The 22,973-nt window shown below is 55.3% G+C and carries 15 protein-coding genes; 8 read left to right on the forward strand and 7 right to left on the reverse strand.

Annotation, left to right across the window (positions count from 1 at the left end):
* Window positions 1–152: 152 nt before the first annotated feature.
* Window positions 153–3,902: an S-layer homology domain-containing protein gene (locus NST69_RS29275; RefSeq protein ID WP_342547823.1), complete on the reverse strand. Its 3,750-nt coding sequence runs from the start codon at window positions 3,900–3,902 to the stop codon at window positions 153–155.
* A 70-nt stretch (window positions 3,903–3,972) separates the two neighbouring features.
* Complete coding sequence (locus tag NST69_RS29280; protein WP_342547824.1) at window positions 3,973–4,716, reverse strand: hypothetical protein; 744 nt, start codon at window positions 4,714–4,716, stop codon at window positions 3,973–3,975.
* 330 nt (window positions 4,717–5,046) lie between these two features.
* Between NST69_RS29280 and NST69_RS29285 the strand changes: the two genes are divergently transcribed.
* Window positions 5,047–6,417, forward strand: coding sequence for a dicarboxylate/amino acid:cation symporter (locus tag NST69_RS29285; protein ID WP_200869579.1), 1,371 nt, complete (start codon window positions 5,047–5,049; stop codon window positions 6,415–6,417).
* Window positions 6,418–6,517: 100 nt separating this feature from the next.
* On the opposite strand, the gene NST69_RS29290 is transcribed toward NST69_RS29285, so the two are convergent.
* Genes NST69_RS29290 through NST69_RS29305 form a run of 4 tightly spaced genes read right to left on the reverse strand, consistent with a single transcriptional unit; the run spans window position 6,518 to window position 10,256 of the window.
* The gene (locus NST69_RS29290) at window positions 6,518–7,513 is read right to left on the reverse strand and encodes a Gfo/Idh/MocA family oxidoreductase (RefSeq protein ID WP_076080962.1); all 996 of its coding nucleotides are present in this window, start codon (window positions 7,511–7,513) and stop codon (window positions 6,518–6,520) included.
* Between the two features lie 14 nt (window positions 7,514–7,527).
* Window positions 7,528–8,481, reverse strand: coding sequence for a 1,4-dihydroxy-2-naphthoate polyprenyltransferase (locus tag NST69_RS29295; protein WP_209868585.1), 954 nt, complete (start codon window positions 8,479–8,481; stop codon window positions 7,528–7,530).
* A 32-nt stretch (window positions 8,482–8,513) separates the two neighbouring features.
* Window positions 8,514–9,287 carry a DUF6081 family protein gene (locus NST69_RS29300; RefSeq protein WP_245367895.1) on the reverse strand — a complete coding sequence of 258 codons (774 nt, stop codon included), beginning with the start codon at window positions 9,285–9,287 and terminating at the stop codon, window positions 8,514–8,516.
* 48 nt (window positions 9,288–9,335) lie between these two features.
* Window positions 9,336–10,256: a prenyltransferase gene (locus NST69_RS29305; RefSeq protein WP_342547826.1), complete on the reverse strand. Its 921-nt coding sequence runs from the start codon at window positions 10,254–10,256 to the stop codon at window positions 9,336–9,338.
* A 171-nt stretch (window positions 10,257–10,427) separates the two neighbouring features.
* Between NST69_RS29305 and NST69_RS29310 the strand changes: the two genes are divergently transcribed.
* The 6 genes from NST69_RS29310 to NST69_RS29335 all read left to right on the forward strand — a co-directional run bounded on the left by NST69_RS29310 (window position 10,428) and on the right by NST69_RS29335 (window position 19,048).
* Entirely contained in the window at window positions 10,428–12,797 is a 2,370-nt protein-coding gene (locus NST69_RS29310) for an EAL domain-containing protein (protein WP_342547827.1), read from the forward strand.
* A 122-nt stretch (window positions 12,798–12,919) separates the two neighbouring features.
* On the forward strand, window positions 12,920–13,543 hold the full coding sequence (locus NST69_RS29315; RefSeq protein ID WP_036692138.1) for a GPR1/FUN34/YaaH family transporter: 624 nt from the start codon (window positions 12,920–12,922) through the stop codon (window positions 13,541–13,543).
* A gap of 260 nt (window positions 13,544–13,803) precedes the next feature.
* Window positions 13,804–15,948 (forward strand): EAL domain-containing protein, encoded by a 2,145-nt coding sequence (locus tag NST69_RS29320; RefSeq protein WP_342547828.1) that lies wholly within the window; start codon window positions 13,804–13,806, stop codon window positions 15,946–15,948.
* Window positions 15,949–16,031: 83 nt separating this feature from the next.
* Window positions 16,032–16,343, forward strand: a complete 312-nt coding sequence (locus NST69_RS29325; protein ID WP_339252019.1) for a hypothetical protein — start codon at window positions 16,032–16,034, stop codon at window positions 16,341–16,343.
* A 532-nt stretch (window positions 16,344–16,875) separates the two neighbouring features.
* Window positions 16,876–17,352 carry a DsrE/DsrF/DrsH-like family protein gene (locus NST69_RS29330; RefSeq protein WP_076080972.1) on the forward strand — a complete coding sequence of 159 codons (477 nt, stop codon included), beginning with the start codon at window positions 16,876–16,878 and terminating at the stop codon, window positions 17,350–17,352.
* Window positions 17,353–17,533: 181 nt separating this feature from the next.
* Complete coding sequence (locus tag NST69_RS29335; RefSeq protein WP_342547830.1) at window positions 17,534–19,048, forward strand: aminotransferase class V-fold PLP-dependent enzyme; 1,515 nt, start codon at window positions 17,534–17,536, stop codon at window positions 19,046–19,048.
* On the opposite strand, the gene NST69_RS29340 is transcribed toward NST69_RS29335, so the two are convergent.
* Window positions 19,034–19,672, reverse strand: a complete 639-nt coding sequence (locus NST69_RS29340; RefSeq protein ID WP_342547831.1) for a TVP38/TMEM64 family protein — start codon at window positions 19,670–19,672, stop codon at window positions 19,034–19,036. The genes NST69_RS29335 and NST69_RS29340 overlap by 15 nt on opposite strands.
* 181 nt (window positions 19,673–19,853) lie before the next feature.
* On the opposite strand from NST69_RS29340, the gene NST69_RS29345 reads away from it, so the two are divergent.
* Window positions 19,854–22,973, forward strand: coding sequence for an ATP-binding protein (locus NST69_RS29345; protein ID WP_342547832.1), 3,120 nt, complete (start codon window positions 19,854–19,856; stop codon window positions 22,971–22,973).

The raw sequence follows: 22,973 nt of genomic DNA on the forward strand, positions 1-22,973 counted from the left end.
AATAGAAAGTACCATTAACCCTATTCTAGCAAATTTTAGCACTTGATTCCTGTGATTTATCGCAGCCGGAATTTTGCATCAACCCGGAAACAGCAAAAAGAGCAGCCCTTAGGCTACTCTTGGTGAATTTGCTATGCTACTGAGGAACGGTGCTATTGCGCCAGCAGATTATATATGACCCGGGCCGCCTCTGCTCTCGTGGACAGTGCAAGCGGCTGTAATCTGCCGTTGTCACCCTGGATCACTCCGCGTTCCGCAAGAGCCTGCAGGGCTTCTTGGGCATATCCGGCAATCTGTGGGGTATCGCTGTAAGCGGAAAGCGCTGCGCCTGTCGACTTCCCGGGCAGCTCTCCCAGCGTATTCAATGCGCGATACAGCAAGGTGAACAGCTCCTGCCGTGTAATCCGCTTATCCGGCTTGAACTGGTTATCCCCGGAGCCGGAGGCAATCTCCAGCTTCTTGGCAGCAGCCAGATAAGGGGTGTAATAGGCAGCTCCCGCATCGGTAAAGTTGACTGCTCCTTCACTCTCCGGCGCTATTCCATACGCCTTGAGCAGCAGAACAATGAATTGGCCTCTGGTTACAGCAGCATTTGGGCTGTAGTTGTTATCATCTGTACCGGAGGTTATTCCTCTGGCTGCCAGGAAGCTCACTGCGTTGTTATACCAGGCACTCTCCGGCACATCGGCAAAGCTCACTTTGTTATACCCGATAATGTACTGGGAGAAGTGAGGGGTAACGAAATTCACACTGGCTGCAGCCTGGCTATACCCGCCGCGAATCGTTTCCAGGCTGCCGGATTCCGTAATATAGTAGATAACCAAGGCATCGGCATCTTCAGCTTCCTTCAGAGTATACGGCACACTGATCCTGGCTTTACCGCCGCCGAACGACTTGATTTCACTCTCGCCTGCAGTCAGGGACAGATCATAGACCGGCCGATTGCCGAGTACCGCCTGCCCCTCCTCACTCAGCGAGACCTTGGCGATCCGGATATGGATATCTCCACCGTCTGCTGCGCCGCTGATGCTGGCTACGGACCGGGCATCGAGTGTAATGGTCCCCACATTCAGATAGCTCACTTTAATTTCAGCCTTCGTCCCCGAGGCCAAGGCATTGAAAGCACTTCTTGGCAAAATCAGCTCTGCGGTCTGCGTATCGCTCTTAGTCTCCACCTTAATCTCCAGGACGGCCTTCTTACCGGTGGCTTCGGCCTTTGTGAGACTCTCCACAAGCCTGGACAGCGTATCCGCTGTAAGGGACGCCGTAGTTACTCCGGTAGTATCATCAGTGGTGGCCGAAGCCGTTGCCAATACCGTCACCGTTGCCCCCACTGTTGTCGTAACAGGCTCGCTGCTGACAGGCGTGGCCGGTGTTGAGCCTGGTGCAGCCCCTGGCGTTGTAGTGCCAGGGGAAGCCGGGGGATTGCCGCCGGAAGCTGGTACATACTCAGGCACAATGACGCTGGCTGCCGCCCCCGCCTTATAGCCTTCTTTGGCTGAATATCTGACCTCATACGTACCCGGAATCAGACCGGTGATCTCCGGGCCTGTTGCATACACGTAACTCGTAGCCGTAGACAGCTTATATTCCTGCGCTGCCGTGGTACCGGTAATCCGGCCGTCCTTATTCGCTGCCGATGTTGGAGCAATCCCGGCCAGTCCTGTTGGGGCTGCCTGCTCAGCCGTATAAGCCGGCACGGTTACATCCGCAGCGCGCCCCGCCTTAGAGCCTTCTTTGGCTGCAAATCTTACATTGTATACACCTGGCACGAGTCCGGTAATCTCACCATCCGTCGCATAGACATAATCGGTGACTGTGGAGAGCTTGAACTCTAGTAGCGAGGTGGTGCCTGTGATCCGTCCATCCTTATTCTCGGGAGTGGTCGGTGCAATGCCTGCCAGTCCGGTCGGCGCCGCCTGCTCCCCGTAGGCAGGAACCTCAACCTCCGTTGCCGGGCTGGCGCTATAGCCCTCTCTGGCAGGGTATCTCACCAGATAGATCCCCGGGGTCAGTCCGGTGATCAACGAGCCTTCTACCTTAACGTATTCAGTGCCTTCAGCCAGCTTATATTCCTGTCCGGCCAACGTCCCTATGATTTGCCCGTCAATATTCTCCTCTGTAGTAGGAGCTACCCCCGTCAGTCCGGAAGGTGCCGCCTGGGACTCAATATATTCCGGCACCACTACCTTCACTGGAGCTCCTGCCGGGTAAGAGATGGCTACTGCACCGCCATTGGATGTAATCGGCCCCTGATACCCCGGCTTGGAGGCGTAGCGGACAGTGTAGGTTCCCGGAGCCAGTCCGGTAATGGCATCGCCTGTTACAGGGGTGTATGCAGTTTCCCCCTCTCTTGTGTACTCCAATGCTCTGTTTGCTGTGCCTGCAATCTGCCCGTCAGTACCTCCCGCCGTAGCCGGGGCTATTCCTGTCAATCCCACCGGCACGCTCTCCAATCGCGAATACAGAGCCGACAAGGCCGTTACGGTATTGGAAAATCTGACGCCGGCCGGATACACGCCAGGATATCTGGTATCCACATAACCCGGCTGAATGTTCGTCCAGGAGTACATCAGCTCCACATGCCCCAGGATCGGAGCGCTGTTCCCGGCGGCATCCTTATTATTCTTGCTGTAAGTGAACAGATACGGAACCTGAAGCCGGTCGCCGCTAACCTTAACGCCGCTCGCATCGATATAGCTAATGACGGAAGGCTTCGCCGCCGTATTGTTCTCTGTCTTGATGTTGGTCAGATAGGTGTTGACCAGATCTACATACAGGTTCGCATAGGGATGTCCTGTTAGCCGGATCTGAAGCTCTTCATTGCCGTGCGGATTGGCCGGATAGGTACCACCGCTGTTATTATCCGGTTCGGCAACAGTCACCCCGGCATCCAGCTTGGTATCGAAGAAGTAAATTTTGTCCACCTGATATCTTTTGGCATACTCGTTAATGTATTTGATGACCGCTTGCGTATTCGGGCACCAGGACCCGCCGAACAGAATCGCATAATTCCCGTCACTGGCCAAAATCTGCTTGAGCTGATGATAGGTTACATGCTCATAGACAAGACTGCCGTCCCCTTCGGTGAAGATTGCCGGCTTGCCCGGATTCTCCCCCAGATAGTTCTTATTGAAGGCCGCCTTGATATAAGCCGACTCATCAATGTTGTTAAAGGAAGGAACTGAACGGAATACAGGCTCCAGCAGGGCTTTGTAGTCCGCAACCTTAACCGGGTCCAGCGTTCCGCCCGTCTGGAAATCACTCCAGGACCTGCTCTCGTTCAGATAGGAGACGATCGGAGCACTATTGCCCTGGCTGTCTTTATGATCCTTGTTGTAGACGAACAGAAAAGGCGCTTCCAGCTTGTTCGCAGTAATTACTGCCCCCGCTTTGTCGACGTAGCTGACATTATGCTCGGGAATGCTTTTGTCATACAAGGCAAGATTCTTCAAGTACTTATTGACCAGGTCTACGTATTTATAGGCATATTTATTATTGCTGTCCGCAATATCCAGACTGTCGCCATCCAGCTTCGTATCAAAATTATAGATAGTGGATACACCATACTGCTTGGCAGCCTCATGAATAAAACCTATCTCCGCCTGGGTATGCTCGCTCCATGCTCCGCCTACCAGCACAGCGTAATTTCCTTCGCTCTCAAACAGATGGACGATGTCCTCATACGTCGCTGTCTTGAACACATGATTCTCGTCCTTCAAATTTCCGTAGACATTGTTGAAATAGTTATAATGGCTTACGCCGCCCTTGGAAGCTGCTTGAACTACGGCCTCCGTTTCCGGCACGGCCCGGTCTGCTGTTGCCTGGTGAACCGGGAGAACAAATAGAGAGGCTGCCAGCAGCAGCGGAACAATTTTTTTCAGCTTAATCAGTTTTGTCATTATGTGCACCTCGACTCGGATTGGGTTAGGGTCTGTAACGGCCAGCGGACTTCAGAAGCAGGCTTGCCCGTCAAGGGCAAACCTCTTCTGTGGCTGCCGGAGCCGGAGCGCTTACCGGTTGCTGCGGTGCAGCATTAGCTGTGTTAGCCGAAGAAGCAGGGGCTGCAGTAGCTTTGGCTTTGACCACCTCGGTTGTGGAGAATGTAACCGCCTTGGCTGGAGCCTGTGTCGCAGCAGGCGCTGCGGCAACCACCGGCTGTTGCGTGGCGGTTACAGCAGCCGGAGCGGCCGTAGGAACCGCTGCAACGGCTGCTTTTGGAGCAGGGGTGCTAATTACAGGAGCTGCTGTTGGAACGGCTGCTTGCGGCTTGGCGCCGGCAGCCTGCACTTGAGGGGCTTGAACGGCAGGGGTGGGGGTAGCCTTCGGCTGAGCCGCCGTCTTGTTCAATGCTGCGGCATCCTTCGGCTCTGCTGAAGCTGCGGCAGCTGGAGCCGCCACGGCAGGGGCTGCGCTGGCCTTAGTCTGTACGGCAGCAACCACAGCCGGTACTGCTGATGCCTCAGGCTGGACTGCTGCGGTCTGAGCCGCCTCAGCCGGAGGTGCTTCAGTCTGCACCGCTACAGCGGAAGAGCTCTCAGCAGGCTGGGCCGTCTGCAAGGTTGCTACCGGTGGCTGGCTTGCCGCTGCGGCAGCGGCGGCCTTCCCCTGAACCGGCTCAGCCTCCGCTGTTTTTTTAGTGGCGGATACTGCGGCAAAAGTCAGTGCCGAGAAGACTACCGCTGCGGTAATAACGGATACGGTAAGCTTTTTCATAGATGAATCATTCCTTTCACTTCGCCCTTGGCTGATAGTTGGCATTGCCGATTACAGGACAACAGAACGCAAAAAGAGATTCAACAGCACGCATGGTTATGCGCTCCTGTTGAATCTCTGGCGGTCCAGTCGATCCCGAAATGACTTGCAGATAAGTTCCATATTATTCATCCTGACATCCCTTGTCAATCACAAATTTATTTATCACATGTGTTTTATCGGAATTGATTTTAATTAACATATTTATACATTGACATTCATAAAATTACCATATACATTTAACCCCATAATTCCGACCAAAAAACTATTATTAGGAGGCTTTAGAGCAGCATGAATAATATCGACAACAATCTATTAACAGCCATCGAGACGAACTGGCATGGCTTCGTGGTTTCTATTATCGTATTCGGTATCCTTTATTTCCTGGCCCGCAAGAGAATCGGCTTCGGCACCCGTGTTCTGGCAGGGCTGGGCATCGGACTGATTGCGGGAATATTTTTTCAATATTTCACGTTGGAGACTAAGGCCATCAGCACCTTCGGAAGCATCTATGTCAGTCTGATCCGTATGCTTGTTGTGCCGCTGGTGTTCATTCTGGTATTGAACAGCATCTCTTCCTTAACTAACCTGGAATACCTGCGCAAAATCGGAATCAAAACCTTCGCCTGGTTCCTCGGCACCACCGGAATCGCCTCCATCATCGGCCTATCCGTGGCTCTGCTGTTTAACCCGGGCAAAGGCATCCAGCAGACCGTTCCCGAGGACTTCACCGCCCGTGAAATCCCCACCTTCTCACAGGTGATCCTGGACCTTGTCCCTTCCAACCCGGTGAATGAAGCCGCTACCGGCAAGGTTGTGCCTCTGCTGATTTTTGCCATCTTCCTGGCAGTGGCCATTATTAAGGTCGGCTCCAAGAAGCCGGAGGCTGTGAAGCCTGTCCGCGATCTTATTGAATCCTTGACGACAGTGCTGCACCAGGTTGTAAAATTCGTCATCCGCCTGACGCCTTACGGTGTATTCGCATTGATTGCCGGAATCACGGCACGCTACGGCTGGGATACCCTCCAGGAGCTAGGCAGTGTCATCCTAACCTCTTATGCCGCACTGATCCTGCACTTTGTCCTGATCTTCGGCGGACTGGTGCTGCTCGTTGCCAAGGTGAACCCTATCCGCTTCTTCCGCAAAATCTATCCGATGCTGACCGTGGCCTTCACCACCAGAAGCAGCTACGCCACCTTGCCGATCAATCTGGAGGTCATCACGAAACGGCTGCATGTCTCCCCGCGCATTGCCAGCTTCGTGGCTCCGCTCGGCGCATCCGTCAACTTCAATGGCTGCGGCGGCGTATGGCCGGCCATTGTGGCTGTGTTCACCGCTCAGGTCTACGGGATTCAGCTTACCGGAACCGACTATATCACGCTGGTGCTGGTCAGCATTATCTCCTCTATTGGGGTAGCGGGAGTGCCTGGACCGGCTGTAATCTCCACCACCGTTGTATTGACCGCGCTAGGCTTGCCGCTTGAGGGTATAGCCATCGTTGCCGGGGTGGAAGCCCTTATCGATATGGGCCGCACCGCAGTTAATGCTACCGGGACTACCGTAACAGCCCTGCTGGTGGCTAACTCAGAGGGCGAATTCGACCGCGAGGCCTTCAACCGTGGGGATAAAGAGGATGATGAGCTCCTCCTGAACCCAATCTAAGCAAGCTCCCTCTATAAAAGCATAAGGACGCCAAAAAGCAGCGATTCCTCCGTGATTGGAAGAATCGCTGCTTGGCGTTATTAACAGATGGAATAAATGATTACGTCAAGCTGATCCGCTCACGCCTCCGGGCTGATGTAAGGCAGCTCTCGATCAGCCTCATATTCAGCAGCGGGTCCTCCTCCGCAATCCAGGGCTTGCCGCTGAAGACTGCCGTAGCGAAATGGTCGGCCTGCTGGACGTAAGGATTGGCTCCGACGGCTTCGACACGCCGGGGCTCTCCGCCGCCGTATACGAAGAACTCCGCATCATCGAATCTCGCATTGAACGGCATCGGAATCTCGATCCGTCCCTGCGTACCGAGCACCTCCAGGAGCTGGCGGTTGTACGCCCACATCCCGCAGTCGAAGATCAGGCTCTTCCCGCCGGGAAACTCCACCAGCCCGGAGGCCATCATATCTACATTATCATGCTCCGGAGAGAACAGCGCGTGCACGGTCACCGCCTCCGGCTCTGTACCGAACAGCAGCCGCGCGGCTGTGAGCGGGTAGCAGCCGACATCGTAGAGCGATCCGCCTCCCCAGGCAGCGTTGAAGCGGATGTTGGAGGTATCCGTAGCATCGTTGTAGGTGAACGTGCCGCGGATGGTACGTACCGCGCCGATCTCGCCGCTGGCGATAATCACCTGCAGCTCATTGATGCGCGGATGATGACGGTACATATAAGCCTCCGCCAAGTGAACGCCCGCCTTCCGGCAAGCCTCTACCATCTCGGCTGCTTCACGGCTGTTCAGCGCAATCGGCTTCTCGCATAGGATATGCTTACCGGCTTCAGCCGCGCGGATCACCCATTCACAGTGGAGATGGTTCGGAAGCGGAATATAGACAGCGTCTACCTCCGGGTCGGCAAGCAGCTCTTCATAGCTGCCGTATGCCTGCTCAATGCCGAATTCGGCGGCTACGCTGCTGCTCTTCGTGAGTCCGCGGCTGGCCACCGCCCGGATCACTCCGGTCTCGGACTCCTGGATCGCCGGCATTACCGAGCCTGTGGCAATCTGCGCGCAGCCCATAATTCCCCAGCGAAGCTTCTCTGCCATAGTTAACACCTTCCTTATCTTAGTGTGACCCATATAACAGCTATACCCAGCACAAGGATTCTTGCCGCACTCATCAGCACGAAATTCTTCACCGCCAGAATGAAGGTCGTGCCTTTATGCTGCTCCTGATAGAAGCGTGCAATATTGCGGCGCAGCGGAATCAGGGTCAGCAGGAGCAGCAGGACCAGGACCGGATGGACCCCGAGCAGCACCAGCACAATCAGATCGGCAAAAGACACATAATAGAGCAGCTTCCACAGCAGCAGCGCATTCTCCCGTCCGATGTACACCGGCAGCGTGTATCTGCGGTTCTCGATATCATCCTCGATATCGCAGATATTGTTCGCCAGCATAATTCCCGCAATGCCCAGAATGGCCGGGACGGAGAACCAGAACAGATACAGCACCTCAAGGAAATTGATATGCAGGCTGATCCATTCGCCCTTCAGCAGCAGAGTGACCACCGCCTGATCCGAATGAATATAGGCCGAGATGAAAATAATGACGAACCCCATGAACAGCCCGGAGAACAGCTCGCCGAGCGGCATCCGAGAGATGGGGATCGGTCCGAAGGAATACAGGATGCCGATCAGGAAGGAGAGTCCCCCGAGCAGGAATACCAGCAGTCCGGTCTGGAATACCAGAGCAATGCCCCCGCCTGCCGCCAGCACAAGGAGAATGACGATCAGCGCCACCACCGTAGACTCCTTCAGCTTGAAGCGGACAATCGGATTATGGGTCTCATACCCGTAGCCATGGGTTTTGGCGGCCTTTTTGAAATCATAGTAATTGTTGATCGCTGTTGTCGCCATATCAAAGCTTAAGAGGGATACCAGCATCAGCACGAAGCGCAGGATATAGAAGTCCTCGAACCGGTACAGGGCATACAGTGTTCCCAGCAGCAGCGGGAGCATACTGGCCACCTTCGTAGGCAGCTCGACAAACTTGAAGAAAGTTCTTATATTCACGGCCATTCATCCTTATCAGTCATATGAGCACGTTATTGTGCAGTGGTTGTAATAGTAACCGGCGACCATTCAGCGATAACCGTCTGTCCGTGCGCCGACACGCTGCCTTCCGGGGTCAGGTCCTTCTCCGTCATAATGCCCAGCGCGATGGTGAAGCTGTTGAATTTCACGGGCACATTCCGCTCGCGCCGCACCTCATTGCCATTCACATAGAAGACAGCCTCATTGTTGCCCCGGTGGTAGGTGATGGTGTACGTATTGAATTCGCGCGGCTTGAAGTCCGTATCCTCCTTGAAAATACAGAAGTATTTGGTCCCTCCCGTCTCGGGTACGGTTACCCCGGGGAACGGAAGGATGCCGTACACACTGGCGTATTTGTCGTTGCCGGCGAAGAAATCAAGCGCAGCGCCTGTGGTGAAGTCCAGCAAATTCAGCGACACATAGCCGTCATACAGATCCCCTGGTGCAGTGCCCTGTGTGCGGGCGCGGATCTGGAGCTCGAAGCGGATTTCGCCTTCCTCCGGAATCTCTACCGGCTGGGCCGAATAGTACATATGCTTGGCATTATCCAGAATCTGCACCTGATCATGTCGGCGGCTCAGCTGAGCCCGCACGTACAGATACTCATTACGCACAATCACCACTGCTTCCGGCTCACGATACGCCCAGAACGAGCCGTCCGGCAGCTTGAAGCCGCCCGTCTGCCAGACCTTCCCTTCTTCCAGAATGGTATGGAAATCCCCGATTACCGTTTGCTTGCCCTGTGTTGCAGGCATGCCTTCGTTCGCTGGCAGATGCTTGTCCATGAATTCTCCCGCTTTCTGTAGTGTAGTAGCCTATCCATTTCTTATATTTTAAAGTAGCCCCTGGATCAGCAGCGCTGCCGTCATGACCGCCCCGCAGCGTACCGATGCGCGCTGTGAGGCACCCATAAGCGGCAGATAAGCTTCAGAAGGATTCTCCGGCCGGAGGCTGCGGTAGATCCGTATCGGGGCAATGGCTGTAAGCAGAGCGAGCAGCGCATATACCGGCAAAATATGAAGCAGCACGCATACAATTAGCGAAGCATAGGAGATGTAGAGCAGTACCTGCGAGAAAATCAGCGCTCTGCGCTCCCCCCATACCACGACCAGTGTGCGTTTGCCGGCCTGCCGGTCGGCTCTCCAGTGCAGAAAGTGATGATTGAACAGCAGCAGGGTTGTGAGCAGGCCGCCCGGCAACGATAACAGCACCGGCTTCAGGCTGAATGCTCCGGTCTGTACGAAGTAAGCGCCAAGCACCGGCATGAGTCCAAAAGCCAGGAAGATGGCAAGCTCGCTGTAGCCCTTGCCCCGGTAGCCGAACCGCAGCGGCGGCGCCACATAGAAATAGGCGATCAGCGCCCCTCCGGCCACGAACCACAGAATTTCCCAGCCGCTGTACAGGCTGAGCAGCAGGCCGCAGCCAGCCGCAACGGCCAGCAGCCCCCAGGTCAGCAGGGCAAACAGCGACTCACGCATGACGCCCCCGGACAGAAACCCGGAGTTCGTAGAGATGGCTCCAGGTGTATGCTGCGCCTCTGTATCCGTGCCGTTGCGGAAATCCCAGAGGTCATTCACCATATTGGAGAATAAATGGGCCGCAGCCGCTCCGATGAACGTTATTACAAATAAAAACGGATGGAACACTCCCTGCCATACATAGGCCCCGGCTGTTCCCAGGATAACCGGTATGAGCATAACGGGGATCACTCCAAACCGTGAGGCTTTCTTAAATAAGGTCCACTTCTCCAGCATGCCAAGAAAAATCTCCTTTTATTATTATTTGATAATTATTATCATTAAATTATTATACATCAAAATTCGACACTTCGGGCAGATTTACGCTGCAAAATATTCCCTAATCGTGGTACACTATAACCGATGGTACTTATTTCCTATTAAATCTTAAATAATGAAGGGGATCAGATGAAACTCCGCAAAAAAATAATCATCTTCATTAGTTTTGTCGCTATCCTCGGCATTGGCGCCACCTATCTGATGCTTCATGTGATTCTGCTGAACCGCTTCGAGAAGCTGGACGAGGCAGAGCTGAAGCGCAACCTGAGCAAGGCTACCGCAGCTTATCATCAAGAGTTGGACAACCTGAGAACGGGACTCCTTGATGTTGCTGTCCGGGATGAAACCTACCGCTTCATAGAGAACGCAGCGGCTACCGGCTCTGCGGACTCCAACAGTACGGCTGCCGCCTTCATCCGCAGCAGCCTTGAACCGGCTGCTTATCCAATGAATCATTTCGATATGATTGCCCTGCTTGATCTGGATGGACAACCGCTGTACGGCGGCTCCTACGACCTTCCGGCAGGAATAGTCACCCCGCTAACTGAGGAGCAACTGACGTTAATCAAGCTGATCCGAAGCCGTCTGCCTGTGCCGGGATCTCCCGGCAAGAGCCGGAGCGGCTTCGTTAATCTGGATAAAGGGACTATGCTAATTACCCTTACGCCTATTCTTAACAGCAGCAAGAACAAGCCGGTCATCGGAACGGCCATTGCCGGACGGATGCTACACCAGGATGGAATCGCACAGATCTGGGAGGATACCCTGTCCACAATGGAGATGTCGCGCCTCACTACCCCGCTGCTTGCGGACAGCGGAGGGGAGCGCGTCTGGACCAGCCCCGCCCGGGGCGGGCAGATGTCCATCCACACCATACTGGACGACCTGTTCGAAGATCCCGGGATGGTCCTCACCCTGAAGGAGCCGCGCCAGTTCTACAACAGCGGGCTCAAGTCGCTCTCCACCTTCCGTATGTTCTATTTCATCTCCATTATGTTAATGCTGGGCGCAAGCCTCCTCTTCGTGAACCGGTTCATTCTGAGAAGAATGTCTTCTCTGGTCCGCAACATCCGTATGATCGGCAGCAGCAAGGATCTGTCGATCCGGATTCCCAGCTCCGGGCAGGATGAATTCAGCGAGGTTGAGGTTGAATTCAACCGGATGATTGATTCGCTGGAGCAGACCCAGGATGAGCTGCGGCAGCAATCGATGCTGGACCCGCTGACCCGGCTGCCCAACCGCTCGCTGTTTTTCGACAAATTGAATGAAGCGATTGCCGCCGTCAAGGGAAGTGACAGGCAGATCGTGCTGGTCTTCATTGATCTGGATCATTTCAAGACGGTGAACGATACCCTCGGCCACGACTTCGGAGATGCCATCCTGAAGGAGACCGCCTTCCGCATCACACAGGTTGTCGGCAAGCATGACGTGGTCTCCCGGCTCGGCGGGGATGAATTCACCATTCTGCTCTATGATGTGCCTGATGAAGGCAGCATTGCCCGGCAGCTCTCACGGATTCAGGAAGCCCTCTCCATGCCGCATCGGATCAAGGGGCATCTTCTATATAATACCGCCAGCATCGGCATCAGTATTTATCCGCAGAACGGGGAAGACGCAGATTATCTGGTCAAGCAGGCAGACCTGGCCATGTTCCATGTCAAGGAGACCGGCCGTAATAACATTTTCCAGTATTCAGAGGATCTGGAAGCAGGCATCCGGCGCAAAAAGGTACTAGCCCAGCAGCTCCTCTCCGCTGCCGCCGGGAACGAGTTCGAGCTGCACTACCAGCCGATTCTTGGCGCGGGACAACTGCAGGTATCCAAGGTGGAGGCCCTGCTGCGCTGGCACAGCCCAGCCTATGGCCCCGTCTCCCCGGCCGAATTCATCCCGCTGGCAGAGAGCAGCGGCTCCATTGTTGGCATCGGCAGCTGGGTGCTGCGCCAGGTCTGCTCTGATATGCGCGATTTCCGCAGCCGGGGCCTTGAGCTCACCGCCGCAGTGAATATCTCCGCGCTGCAGCTCATGCAGCCGGGCCTGCTGGAGCTGCTCTTAGAGCTGCTCGATGAATATGAGCTGCCCGCCTCCAGCCTGGAGCTGGAGATCACGGAGAGCGTGCTCGTCTCCGGGGACGGCATCTTCCTGTCGCTGCAGCAGCTTCGGGCCCACGGGTTCCGGATCTCGCTGGATGATTTTGGCACCGGTTTCTCCTCCCTCAGCTATCTGCGCCGCTTCCCGGTCGATGTGATCAAGATTGACCGCTCCTTCATCTCCGAGATGTCACGGGAGGCCCAGGGCGATGTGCTCGTCAAGGCAATTATCGAGCTGAGCCATAATCTGGGGCTGCGTGTGGTCTCGGAAGGCATTGAGCATAGAGAGCAATTCGATATGCTGCGGGAGCTGGGCAGCGACGAGCTTCAGGGCTACTATATCAGCAGGCCGCTGCAGGCCCAGGCACTGTATTCTTTTCTGGAGCAGGGTAATTATTACACCGGCCGTTAAGAGACTTCTTTTATAGGCAAGCTACTGGCGATATGATATGATAGGCAGGCTGATAACAGCACCCGACTTAGGGTGCTGTTATCCTATGCGAACACTTATGAAAATTGGAGGCTTTCATTGTTATGTCAGCGCAACCGCACACCGCACAGTCCGTCAAAATCGTTACCGCCGACCCCAGCGCCATCGGCTTATTCGGACTAGCCATCGTTACCCTGGTCGCTTCTTCACAAAAGCTCGAAATTACAACAGGTCTCAGCTACTGTATTCCATGGGCCATCTTCCTTGGAGCCTTCGCCCAGCTATTCGCATCCATCCAGGATGCCAAGCACAACAATACCTTCGGCATGACTGCCTTTGGCGCCTATGCGTTCTTCTGGTTCGGCATGGGGGCAAGCTGGCTGATCAAGCTCGGTGTATTCGGTGCAGTGCTGGCAGAGGGCGTGGACCCCAAGCAGCTGGGATTTGTTTTTGCAGGATATCTTGTGTTCACCCTCTTCATGACGCTCGGCGCTGTTGAGGCAAACCGTGTGCTGCTGATTATCTTCATCCTGATCGACTTTCTGTTCCTCGGACTCTCAATGGATGCGTTCGGCGTCGCTGCGGAATTCTTCCACAAGCTGGCTGCCGTATCGGAAATGGCTATCGGTATCGTATCGCTCTACGGCTGCGGCGCATCTGTGCTCAACGCCCACTTCGGACGTACCTTCCTGCCGATTGGTGCCCCGCTGGGCATCTTCAAAAAATAGCACCGGCTTCCAGCCGGGCAGGGCCATGCCCTTCTCTCCAAAGACTCGGATAAATGCTTACTGCCCTTTTATGCAGATGGTGTTTATCCGTTTTTGGATTCAGGCGGGTTTTGTTAGGAATTCCCTTGCGCAAACACGATAATAATGACATGCTATAGAGACCCAAACGACATTTATCGACATTTCCCTGCGGTCTAGGAACCGCTTATTATACACTTTGACATCTGCGGCTTTTATTTTTCCGGTATCGGGGGCAATCCATGGCTTTCCTTAGTAAAAAGCCTTTAAGCATCATCATCGGCTTCATCATCATCCTGCAGCTCTGCCTGTTCTATTATTATTCCGTATCCCTGGCCCGGGAATATAGAGCCGAGAAGGCTGATCTGGCCTCACAGGCGGTCATGCTGGCCTCGAACATCGAAGAGCGGGTGGCCATTGTGAAAGGGGTCAGCTCCTTTATCCAAACCGTCGGCTTCGATGCCGATCCTGCACTAATCCAGAGCTACCTGGTCACCGCACACGCCAAGAATACCAGCAATGTCACGAATATCATGATCGCTCCGGATGGTCTGATCCGCTACCTCTACCCGCTTGAAGGTAATTCGACACTGCTCGGCAGAAGCCTGCTGCTGGATTCCTCCCTGGCCTCTCCCGGCATGATCCAAGAAACGCTCCGCTCCCGCAGCATTACAATAGACGGTCCGCGCACACTTGCCCAGGGCGGCTATGGCATGGTGATCCGGCAGGCCATCTATAAGGATAACTCTCTGGAGGGCATCGTCTCCGTCACCGTAAAGATGGATAATATCGTTAACCAGCTTGTGTATAAGGACAGCAAAATATCTGTCACCACCAAGGATCATACCTTCCTGTTCGGCAATGAAGCCCATTCGAAGGACCCGCAGCTTACGGTTCCCGTGAACACCTATAATCAGCACTGGCTGATGGGTACTTCCATGCCCCCGCATAAGAAATGGCAGGTGCTGCTCAGCGTACTGTGGATCGATATTGCTTTTCTGCTGGTGATTGCCTTCATTCTATATATCTTCTGGTATCAGAGCCGCTTCAACCGTGAGCTGGAACGGGTGGTCAGCATCCGGACCCGGGACCTGCGTATTTCCAAGCGTCTCTATGAAAAGCTTGCGCACTACGACAGTCTGACGGAGATCCCCAACCGGCGGTTCTTCATGGACGAATTTGAGCGTCTGCTGCAGAGCTCGGAGCCCACACAGACCTATAGCTTATTCTTTTTCGACCTGAACCGGTTCAAGGAGATCAACGATACGCTTGGCCACTCTACGGGGGATCAGGTGATCAAGACCCTGGCCGGACGGCTCAAATCCGGGAGCCTGCCCTTCAAGCTGTTCGCCCGTACCGGCGGAGATGAATTCGTGATGATCTTCGCGGGTCTGCCGCACACGGATATTCCTGTGATCGCCGGGCGGATCAGCACGCTGATCTCACAGACCCTCCTGATCTCGGGAGCGCATCTGAGCCTGTCCACCAGCATTGGCATCTCCCTGTACCCCGAGCATTCGCAGAATACGGACGATCTGCTGAAATTCGCCGATATGTCGATGTATCAGGCCAAGTCGCAGGAGGACACCAATTACTTCATCTTCGACTGGGAGCTGCGCGAGAAGCTGGAGCAGAAGACGATGATCGCCAAATATCTGCACACCGCCCTGGAACGGGAAGAATTCGTGCTTTATTATCAACCCCAGATCAACGCCATCACAGGCGAAATGATCGGCATAGAGGCACTGATCCGCTGGAATCACCCCGAGAAGGGGCTGATTGGACCAGGGACGTTCATCACTGCCGTTGAAGAAGCCGGCCTGATGATCCAGCTCACCGATTGGGTGCTGCGCGAGGTGTGCCGCCAGCTCTGCGAGTGGCGCAGCCTGGGGATGCCGCTGCTGCGGACCTCAATCAATATCTCCAACAGCTGGTTCTACAACCGTAATCTGATTGAGAATCTGTTCGCCGTGCTTGACGAGTACGGGCTGGATACCGATGTGCTCGAATTCGAGATCACCGAGAGCACCGCACTACTAGAGGAGCATTATCCGCTGCTGCAGCAGATGCGCGATCACGGGATCATCGTCTCCATCGATGATTTCGGTACGAAATATTCGTCGCTGAATTACCTGAAGCATTTTCCCGTGAACAAAATCAAGATTGACCGCACCTTCATCACAGGCATCGGCGTCAGCTCCATAGATGAGACCATCATCAAATCCATCGTCTTCGTCGCCTCCCAGCTTGGCTATGACCTGATTGCCGAAGGGGTCGAGACGCAGGAGCAGCTGGCCTTCCTGGTGCAGCATAATTGCCCGCATATTCAGGGATTCCTGTTCTTCCCTCCGCTGCCTGCCGATGAGATCCGCAAGCTGTTCTCCTGAAGCTGTCCGGATGCTTTGCACGCGGGTATGGGGATCGTTATAATTAGCTTCATCCGATGTTAACCCGAAAGGATTCTGAGAACATGAATAGATTGACTACCGGCGAAATGGCCGGAACCGCCCTGTTTGCGCTGATCCTGGCCCTCCTGGCGTACCGGATTATCCGCGGCATGCCGAAGATGGCCGGAGACATTACCGCCTTCCGCAAACGGACCCTCGTCTGGACCCAGGTCGCCCTGGTGCTTACCGTCCTTCAGCTCAACTTCAAGGCCGGAGACTGGCGCTTCGGCATTATCCTCGGCCTGATCGTCCTGTTCACCGGCAGCATCTGGCTGTCCGCCCGCCGCTATGACAATGCCCGCCGGGCTGAGGCCGAGCAGGGAGAGGAGCAGTGAGGGACACGGTAACCCGGCCACCATTCGCCCCTCTCTCTATCCGCATCCAGTAGATGCTGTTTTTCGCATACATTCGGGCCATACGCCTGCATGTGAACACAATGTATGCTGTTTTTCGCATACATTCGGCCATACGCGGTATGTGAGCACAATGTATGCTGTTTTTCGCATACATTCGGGCCATTCGCCTGCATGTGAACACAATGTATGCTGTTTTCCACATACATTCTGGCCATACGCCTGCATATGAACACAATGTATGCTGTTTTCCACATACATTCTGGCCATACTCCTGCATATGAACACAATGTATGCTGTTTTCCGCATACATTCGGGCCATACGCCGGTATGTGAGCACAATGTATGCTGTTTTTCGCATACATTCGGCATTCGCCGCTGTACCAGCTTATATTTACGTTTCAGGCTCCCGCCAGGGAGCCTTTTCTGTGTCTTCCGGCCGGGCAGCAGGCATACTTTCCCTCTCCCTAACCATACTAATGACATTCTATGGATACCGATGGAGGGCTGATGAATGGGCAAAAAACTGAATCTGCTGATGTTCAGCGGGGAGTATGACAAGGCGATGGCCGGGCTGATTTTGGCGAATGCGGCCAGGGATATTGAGGTGGAGGTTACGATGTTCTTCTCGTTCTGGGGGCTGTTTCTCGTCCGGGACCCGGAGACTATGACGCTAGAGGATAAGAGTATCTATGAGAAGCTGATGGATGTCATTACTCCCAAGGGACCGGAGCAGCTTCCGCTCTCGCGGATGAACTTCAGCGGGCTCGGCAAGCTGATGCTGGAGGAGATGATGGAGGATCAAGGAGCACCGAAGCTTATACATTTTCTGAAGGGCGCGCGCAAAAAGAACATCAAGTTCTACGCCTGCAAGCTCTCGGTGGAGATCATGGGCTTCAAGCCGGAGGAGCTGCTGCCCGAGGTGGAGATTATCGATGCCGCCGCGTATCTGAAGGATGCGCTGGAGAGCGATATCCAGCTCTTCATCTGATGGCTATGGGCTTTAACCTAATTACGCCACCGGGCATATACTGAGGCAGACGAAGACGGATTGGTTACCCCCGGCGGGCATGCAGAGGCTGCGACTCACACGATACTTGCCTTGCGCAGCACCAGCGCCTGCCGGAATCCGTCTCAAATGATAGAGCATTCATTGCCTGGAGGGATTGTCCGTGCTGAGTATCCACCGCGCCGCTGCGGCAGACGCGCCGTCTTCACTGCAAGAGCATTTCGCGGCATTCCGTGAGCACACTGTCGGCAGCCGCCATCTGATCTCCACCCCCTACGGACGGCAGCCGCTGCTGTACGCCGACTGGACGGCCAGCGGCCGACTGTATGAGCCGATTGAGCGCAAAATACAAGAGACCTTCGGCCCCTATGTCAGCAATCCGCACACCGACTCCAACACCACCGGCCTGACCATGACCCTGGCTTATCATGAAGCACGGAGCATCATCCGGCAGCATGTGAACGCCGCCCCCGCAGATGCCCTGCTCTTCTGCGGCAACGGCACCACCGGCGCGGTGAACAAACTGCTGCGGATGATGGGCCTGAAGCTGCCGGAATGGCTGAAGCAGGAAACCCTCTGCGCACCGGAGGAGCGCCCGGTTATCTTCATCAGTCATATGGAGCATCATTCCAATCTGCTGCCCTGGCAGGAGAGCTTCGGCGATGTGGTTACCGTTCCATCCGGGCCAGGAGGAGAGGTGGATCTGCAGCAGCTCGGGGAGCTGCTGACGATCTACCGGAACCGCCGCTTCAAGATCGGCTCCTTCACCGCCTGCTCCAATGTCACCGGCATGGAGACCCCGTATCATCAGCTCGCTGCGCTCATGCACCGGCATGGCGGGGTATGCTTCGTGGATTTTGCAGCCAGCGCCCCTTATCAGGAGATCAATATGCATCCGGCAGCCCCGCAGGAGAAGCTGGACGCCATCTTCTTCTCGCCGCATAAATTCCTCGGCGGCCCGGGAACCGGTGGCGTGCTGCTGTTCGACACCGCGCTCTGCACCGGCCGGCTGCCGGATGAGCCCGGTGGCGGCACCGTGGTATGGGTCAACCGCTGGGGCGGACGCCGCTACATCGATGATGTTGAGGTCCGCGAAGACGGGGGCACCCCCGGCTTCCTGCAGGCGATCCGCACCGCCCTCTGCGTGAAGCTGAAGGAGCAGATGAACGGAACCGGACAATATATGATCGTCCGTGAACAAGAGCTATGCCGGAAGCTGCTCTCAGGGCTGGCGCAGATTCCCGGCTGCTCCGTGCTGGAGGGCGTACACCGTAAGCGGCATGGCATTGTCTCCTTCACGCTGAAGGAGATTCATTACAATCTCGCGGTACGGCTGCTGAATGACCGCTTCGGCATTCAGGCGCGTGGCGGCTGCTCCTGCGCCGGTCCGTACGGCCATCAGCTGCTGGGGGTGAACCCGGCGCAATCCCAGGCGTTCATTCAGGCGATCCACGCCGGGGACCAGTCGCTGAAGCCGGGCTGGATCCGCCTGTCACTCCACCCGATCATGACGGACCGGGAGGTAGAGCATATGGTCTTCGCCGTACAGTCTATCGTCAGCAGTATTGGAGAATGGAGCAAGGATTACCGCTATAATGCTGTCACCAATAGCTGGCTTCATACCGGGGAGAGAGGCGTTACAGAGGACGAGGAGATTCGTGAATTATTTGTGCTGTAGCGGCGTTTGGCCGCGCAGCTCCCGCTCCCGCGCCAGCCGGGCGAACCTGGCTTCAATCGCTTTAACCCCCCACAGAGAAGCTCCGATAAACAGCAGCACATAGATGATTTCCGCCGGATGACGGATGAACCGCTGCACATCATTGCCGATGTAGGATACCACAAATACCATAATGGCTTTGCCGGCACACAGTGCAATCAGATAGGAACGCAGCCGCATTCCGGCCAGACCCGCCGCCATATTAATCACCACGAACGGACCCACCGGGAACAGGCTAAGCAGGAACACATAGCTGAACCCGCTCTGGCGGACCCAGGTCATCGCTTTGGCTACCTTGGGCCGCTTGGCCCATTTGGTGAGGTAGGGATGTCCGGCAATCTTGCGGATAATCAGGAAGGTGACCGTGCAGCCTGCGACCAGACCGATCCAGGAATACAGGAACCCCAGCCATAACCCGTACACCGCCCCGTTAAGCCCTACAATCGCTATAGTCGGCAGCGGAGGTACGAACGATTTCATGAAGGTAAGCCCCACACCCGGCAGCGGCCCGAACGAGCGGTATTGCTCCAGCAGCTGCAACAGGCGCTCCTCGGTCAGCCATGACATGATATCTATATAGAACATTTCTTCAGCGCTCCTCAAGTACTCTAGTGAGCTTCAATTATACAATACTTTCTGCTTCTCTGATGCCAATCGGACGCGGCTTTACTGTCTAATTTATGGACGATACCGTATCAGCGGGAAATAGAAGGATATGTAATCAACAGGCTGGACAAGCGCAAGCTGCCGGAGATATGATGAAATTATGAGAACATTTGATTATAGTCTGCTGGCCAAAAGAGTGCTCGCCCTGTTATGCATCGGCCTGCTCGCCGCAGTGGCGCTGATCCCCCTGCTCGGCTCCTCGTCTGCCTGCTACAGCCCAAGGTCAGGATGGGCCGATTTATCCTCCTGCACCTTCGATAATTCTGCCGTCTACCCGCTTGAAGGGAAGTGGGAATTCTATTGGCAGGAGCTGCTGGAACCGCTGGATACCTTATCCGGAACAGCAGAGGCACCGGCCTATATGTCCGTGCCCGGCGCTTGGGGCCGGGCATCGGAGGCTACCGGCTTCTCCCGCTACGGATATGCGACCTACCGTCTGCTGGTTCAGCTGCCGCCGGAGATTCCCGCCTTCGCCCTCAAGGTGAGCAATATCCGCAATGCCAGCGAGGTATATGTAAATGGCGAGCGGCTGGGCGGAAGCGGAACGCCGGGGGAATCCCGGGAGACCACCAAGCCGCGCAATCATCCGTATTCCCTGATTTTTCACAGCAAGGATAACCTGGCGGAGATTCTGATACATACATCCAATTTCACTTATTCAAACGGAGGCATTGCGGAGCCTATCCGGATCGGCACGCCTGCTGCTATAGCTGCCATCGACCAGCGGAACCGGACCTACGATATATTGCTGGTGGCAGGCTTTGCTTTTATCGGCTGTTATTTCATCGGCCAGGGCTTGCAGCGCAAAGAGGACAAGTCTTCGCTCCAGCTGGCTGTCTACTGCTTCGTGATCGCCCTCTACATGCTGACTCACAGTGAGAAGCTGCTCTTCGAGTACCTTCCATCCCTCTCCTATGAAGGATTCAGCAAGCTGCAGGCGGTGTCGGGTGTAGTCGGGTTCTATTGCGTGTCCAGCTATACCCATTCTTTGTTTCCCGCACTGTATTCCCGGCTCTTCAAGCGGATCTGCTTCGTATATGCCTTGTGCTTCTGCACCATTGTACTGTTCACCACACTGCCTGTATATTCGCGGATTACAGGGGTGCTGCTGGCCTTCAGCTTCATCTCTGTCTGCTATACCTTCTATGTCATGGTCAAGGCTGCCTGGCTGAGGGAGACCGGTTCTAACTATCTGCTGATCGGTGTGATTGCCGCAGTCATGTTCACCTTATCCTTAGCCAGCAATCTGTTCTTCGGTACCGAACTCTACGCTGTTCCGCCGGTAGCCGGTCCGATCTTCATTCTTGCCGAAGGGCTGTTCCTGTCTGCGCGCCACGCCCATGCCTACGAGACCATTAAGCAGCTGTCCCGGCAGCTGGAGCGCAAGGACAGGGATAAGGATGAGTTCCTGCTGAAGACCTCCGCCGAGCTGCGTACGCCGCTGAATGCCATCATTAACGTGGCTTTATCCATGCATGAGGGAGCCGGAGGACCGCTAAGCCCGTCCCAGCGGGAGGATATGCGGCTGATTCTCGGTACTGGCAGAAGGCTGGCCTTCCTGGTCAGGGATATTCTCGATTATGAGCAGATCAAGCGCCAGCGCATCACCCTGCAATGGGGGACTGTCGATGTCCAGGGGGTAGCAGCCATTGTCATTGAGGTCTTCCAGTTCCTGAACAAGAAGGGCAGCATCCGCATCAAAAATCACATCCCGCCGGGCCGCTTCCTGGTCCAGGCTGATGAACAGCGGCTGATGCAGATCCTCTATAGCCTGCTGGATAATGCACTGAAATTCACGGACCGCGGCAGCGTGGTCATCGAGGCCGCCTGGCAGGAGGAGTTCCTCTCCATTGCCGTCACCGATACCGGAAAGGGCATTCCCGAGGATCAGCTGGAGTGTATCTTCCATGACTATGAGCAGCTGAGCGAGGCCGATTCCCTTGAGACCGGAGGCCTCGGACTGAGCCTTGCGATCAGCCGTAAGCTGGTAGAGCTGCATGGCGGGAGCATCTCCGTCTCTTCCCGGGTTGGCCGGGGCAGCACATTCACCTTCACGCTTCCGGGCAACGAGGCGGAAGCCGCCGCTGCCGCCCAAGCCGGAGAACAGGCGCTCTTAAGACAAGCGTATACCCAGCCGGAAATGCTGGATGACCTCTGGAAATACCGGTCGGCTGATCCGCCGCAGTCCAGCGGACAAGCCGTTCCCTATGCGCCGCGTATCCTGATCGTAGATGACGACTATGCCAACCTGAAGGCTCTGACCAACCTGCTGTCGCTGGAGAATTACAGCATCGCAAGCCGCAGCAGCGGCAAGGAGGCGCTTGCGCTGCTGGCTGTTGACCGTAATTTCGATCTCTGTATGATCGATGTTATGATGCCCGAGATGTCCGGCCTTGAGCTATGCAGGATCATCCGCCAGACTTACACCCCGCTGGACCTGCCGATCCTGATGGCTACAGCCGGGCAGCAGCTTCACTTCAACGAGGCGGCCTTCCGCGCCGGAGCCAATGATTTTATCCATAAGCCTTATATCTGGAGCGATCTTAAGGGACGGGTTAACACGCTGGTTCAGCTAAGGCGGTCTATCTCCGAGCGGCTCAGCTCGGAGATCGCCATGCTGCGTGCGCAGATCAAGCCGCATTTTCTGTACAACGCTATTAATACAATCATCTGGATGAGTACGCGTGACACCGAGAAGACGCAGCTGCTGCTATACGATCTGAGCCATTTCCTGCGTGGCAGCTTCGACTTCAGCAACCAGGAGACCGCCATTCCATTCGAGAAGGAGCTGGAGCTGATCGAAGCCTATCTGTCACTGGAGCAGGCCCGGTTCGGGAAGCGGCTGAATGCCGAGTATCATATTGAGGTTAGTGAATTCCCGCTGCCGCCGCTGATTGTGCAGCCCATTGTAGAGAATGCTGTTCGTCACGGACTGATGGAGAAAATTGACGGAGGAACAGTGATCATCTCCACCCGGCAGGAGGGCGGTAATATCCTGATCACCGTCTCGGACAACGGAAAGGGAATGAGCGATGAACAGCTATCCTCGTGGATGAAGGACGACTACCGGTCTTCGCATGGCGAAGGCACCGGAATCGGCCTGCGGAACATTAACCGCCGGCTGCTCACACAGTTCGGGCGTCCGCTGATTCTTACCCGGGGAGCCAGCGGAGGTATAGATGTACTGATAACAATCCCATGGAAGGAGGAGGTCTCCTGA

The organism is Paenibacillus sp. FSL P2-0089, assembly GCF_038595095.1.
Classification (GTDB): Bacteria; Bacillota; Bacilli; order Paenibacillales; family Paenibacillaceae; genus Paenibacillus_AQ; species Paenibacillus_AQ silagei.

Coding starts and splice junctions, on each gene's coding strand:
- NST69_RS29280 (WP_342547824.1), bottom strand. CDS start 4,716: ATGAAAAAGCTTACCGTATCCGTTATTACCGCAGCGGTAGTCTTCTCG.
- NST69_RS29315 (WP_036692138.1), top strand. CDS start 12,920: ATGTCAGCGCAACCGCACACCGCACAGTCCGTCAAAATCGTTACCGCC.
- NST69_RS29330 (WP_076080972.1), top strand. CDS start 16,876: ATGGGCAAAAAACTGAATCTGCTGATGTTCAGCGGGGAGTATGACAAG.
- NST69_RS29345 (WP_342547832.1), top strand. CDS start 19,854: ATGAGAACATTTGATTATAGTCTGCTGGCCAAAAGAGTGCTCGCCCTG.
- NST69_RS29285 (WP_200869579.1), top strand. CDS start 5,047: ATGAATAATATCGACAACAATCTATTAACAGCCATCGAGACGAACTGG.
- NST69_RS29275 (WP_342547823.1), bottom strand. CDS start 3,902: ATGACAAAACTGATTAAGCTGAAAAAAATTGTTCCGCTGCTGCTGGCA.
- NST69_RS29325 (WP_339252019.1), top strand. CDS start 16,032: ATGAATAGATTGACTACCGGCGAAATGGCCGGAACCGCCCTGTTTGCG.
- NST69_RS29320 (WP_342547828.1), top strand. CDS start 13,804: ATGGCTTTCCTTAGTAAAAAGCCTTTAAGCATCATCATCGGCTTCATC.
- NST69_RS29300 (WP_245367895.1), bottom strand. CDS start 9,287: ATGGACAAGCATCTGCCAGCGAACGAAGGCATGCCTGCAACACAGGGC.
- NST69_RS29310 (WP_342547827.1), top strand. CDS start 10,428: ATGAAACTCCGCAAAAAAATAATCATCTTCATTAGTTTTGTCGCTATC.
- NST69_RS29340 (WP_342547831.1), bottom strand. CDS start 19,672: ATGTTCTATATAGATATCATGTCATGGCTGACCGAGGAGCGCCTGTTG.
- NST69_RS29290 (WP_076080962.1), bottom strand. CDS start 7,513: ATGGCAGAGAAGCTTCGCTGGGGAATTATGGGCTGCGCGCAGATTGCC.
- NST69_RS29305 (WP_342547826.1), bottom strand. CDS start 10,256: ATGCTGGAGAAGTGGACCTTATTTAAGAAAGCCTCACGGTTTGGAGTG.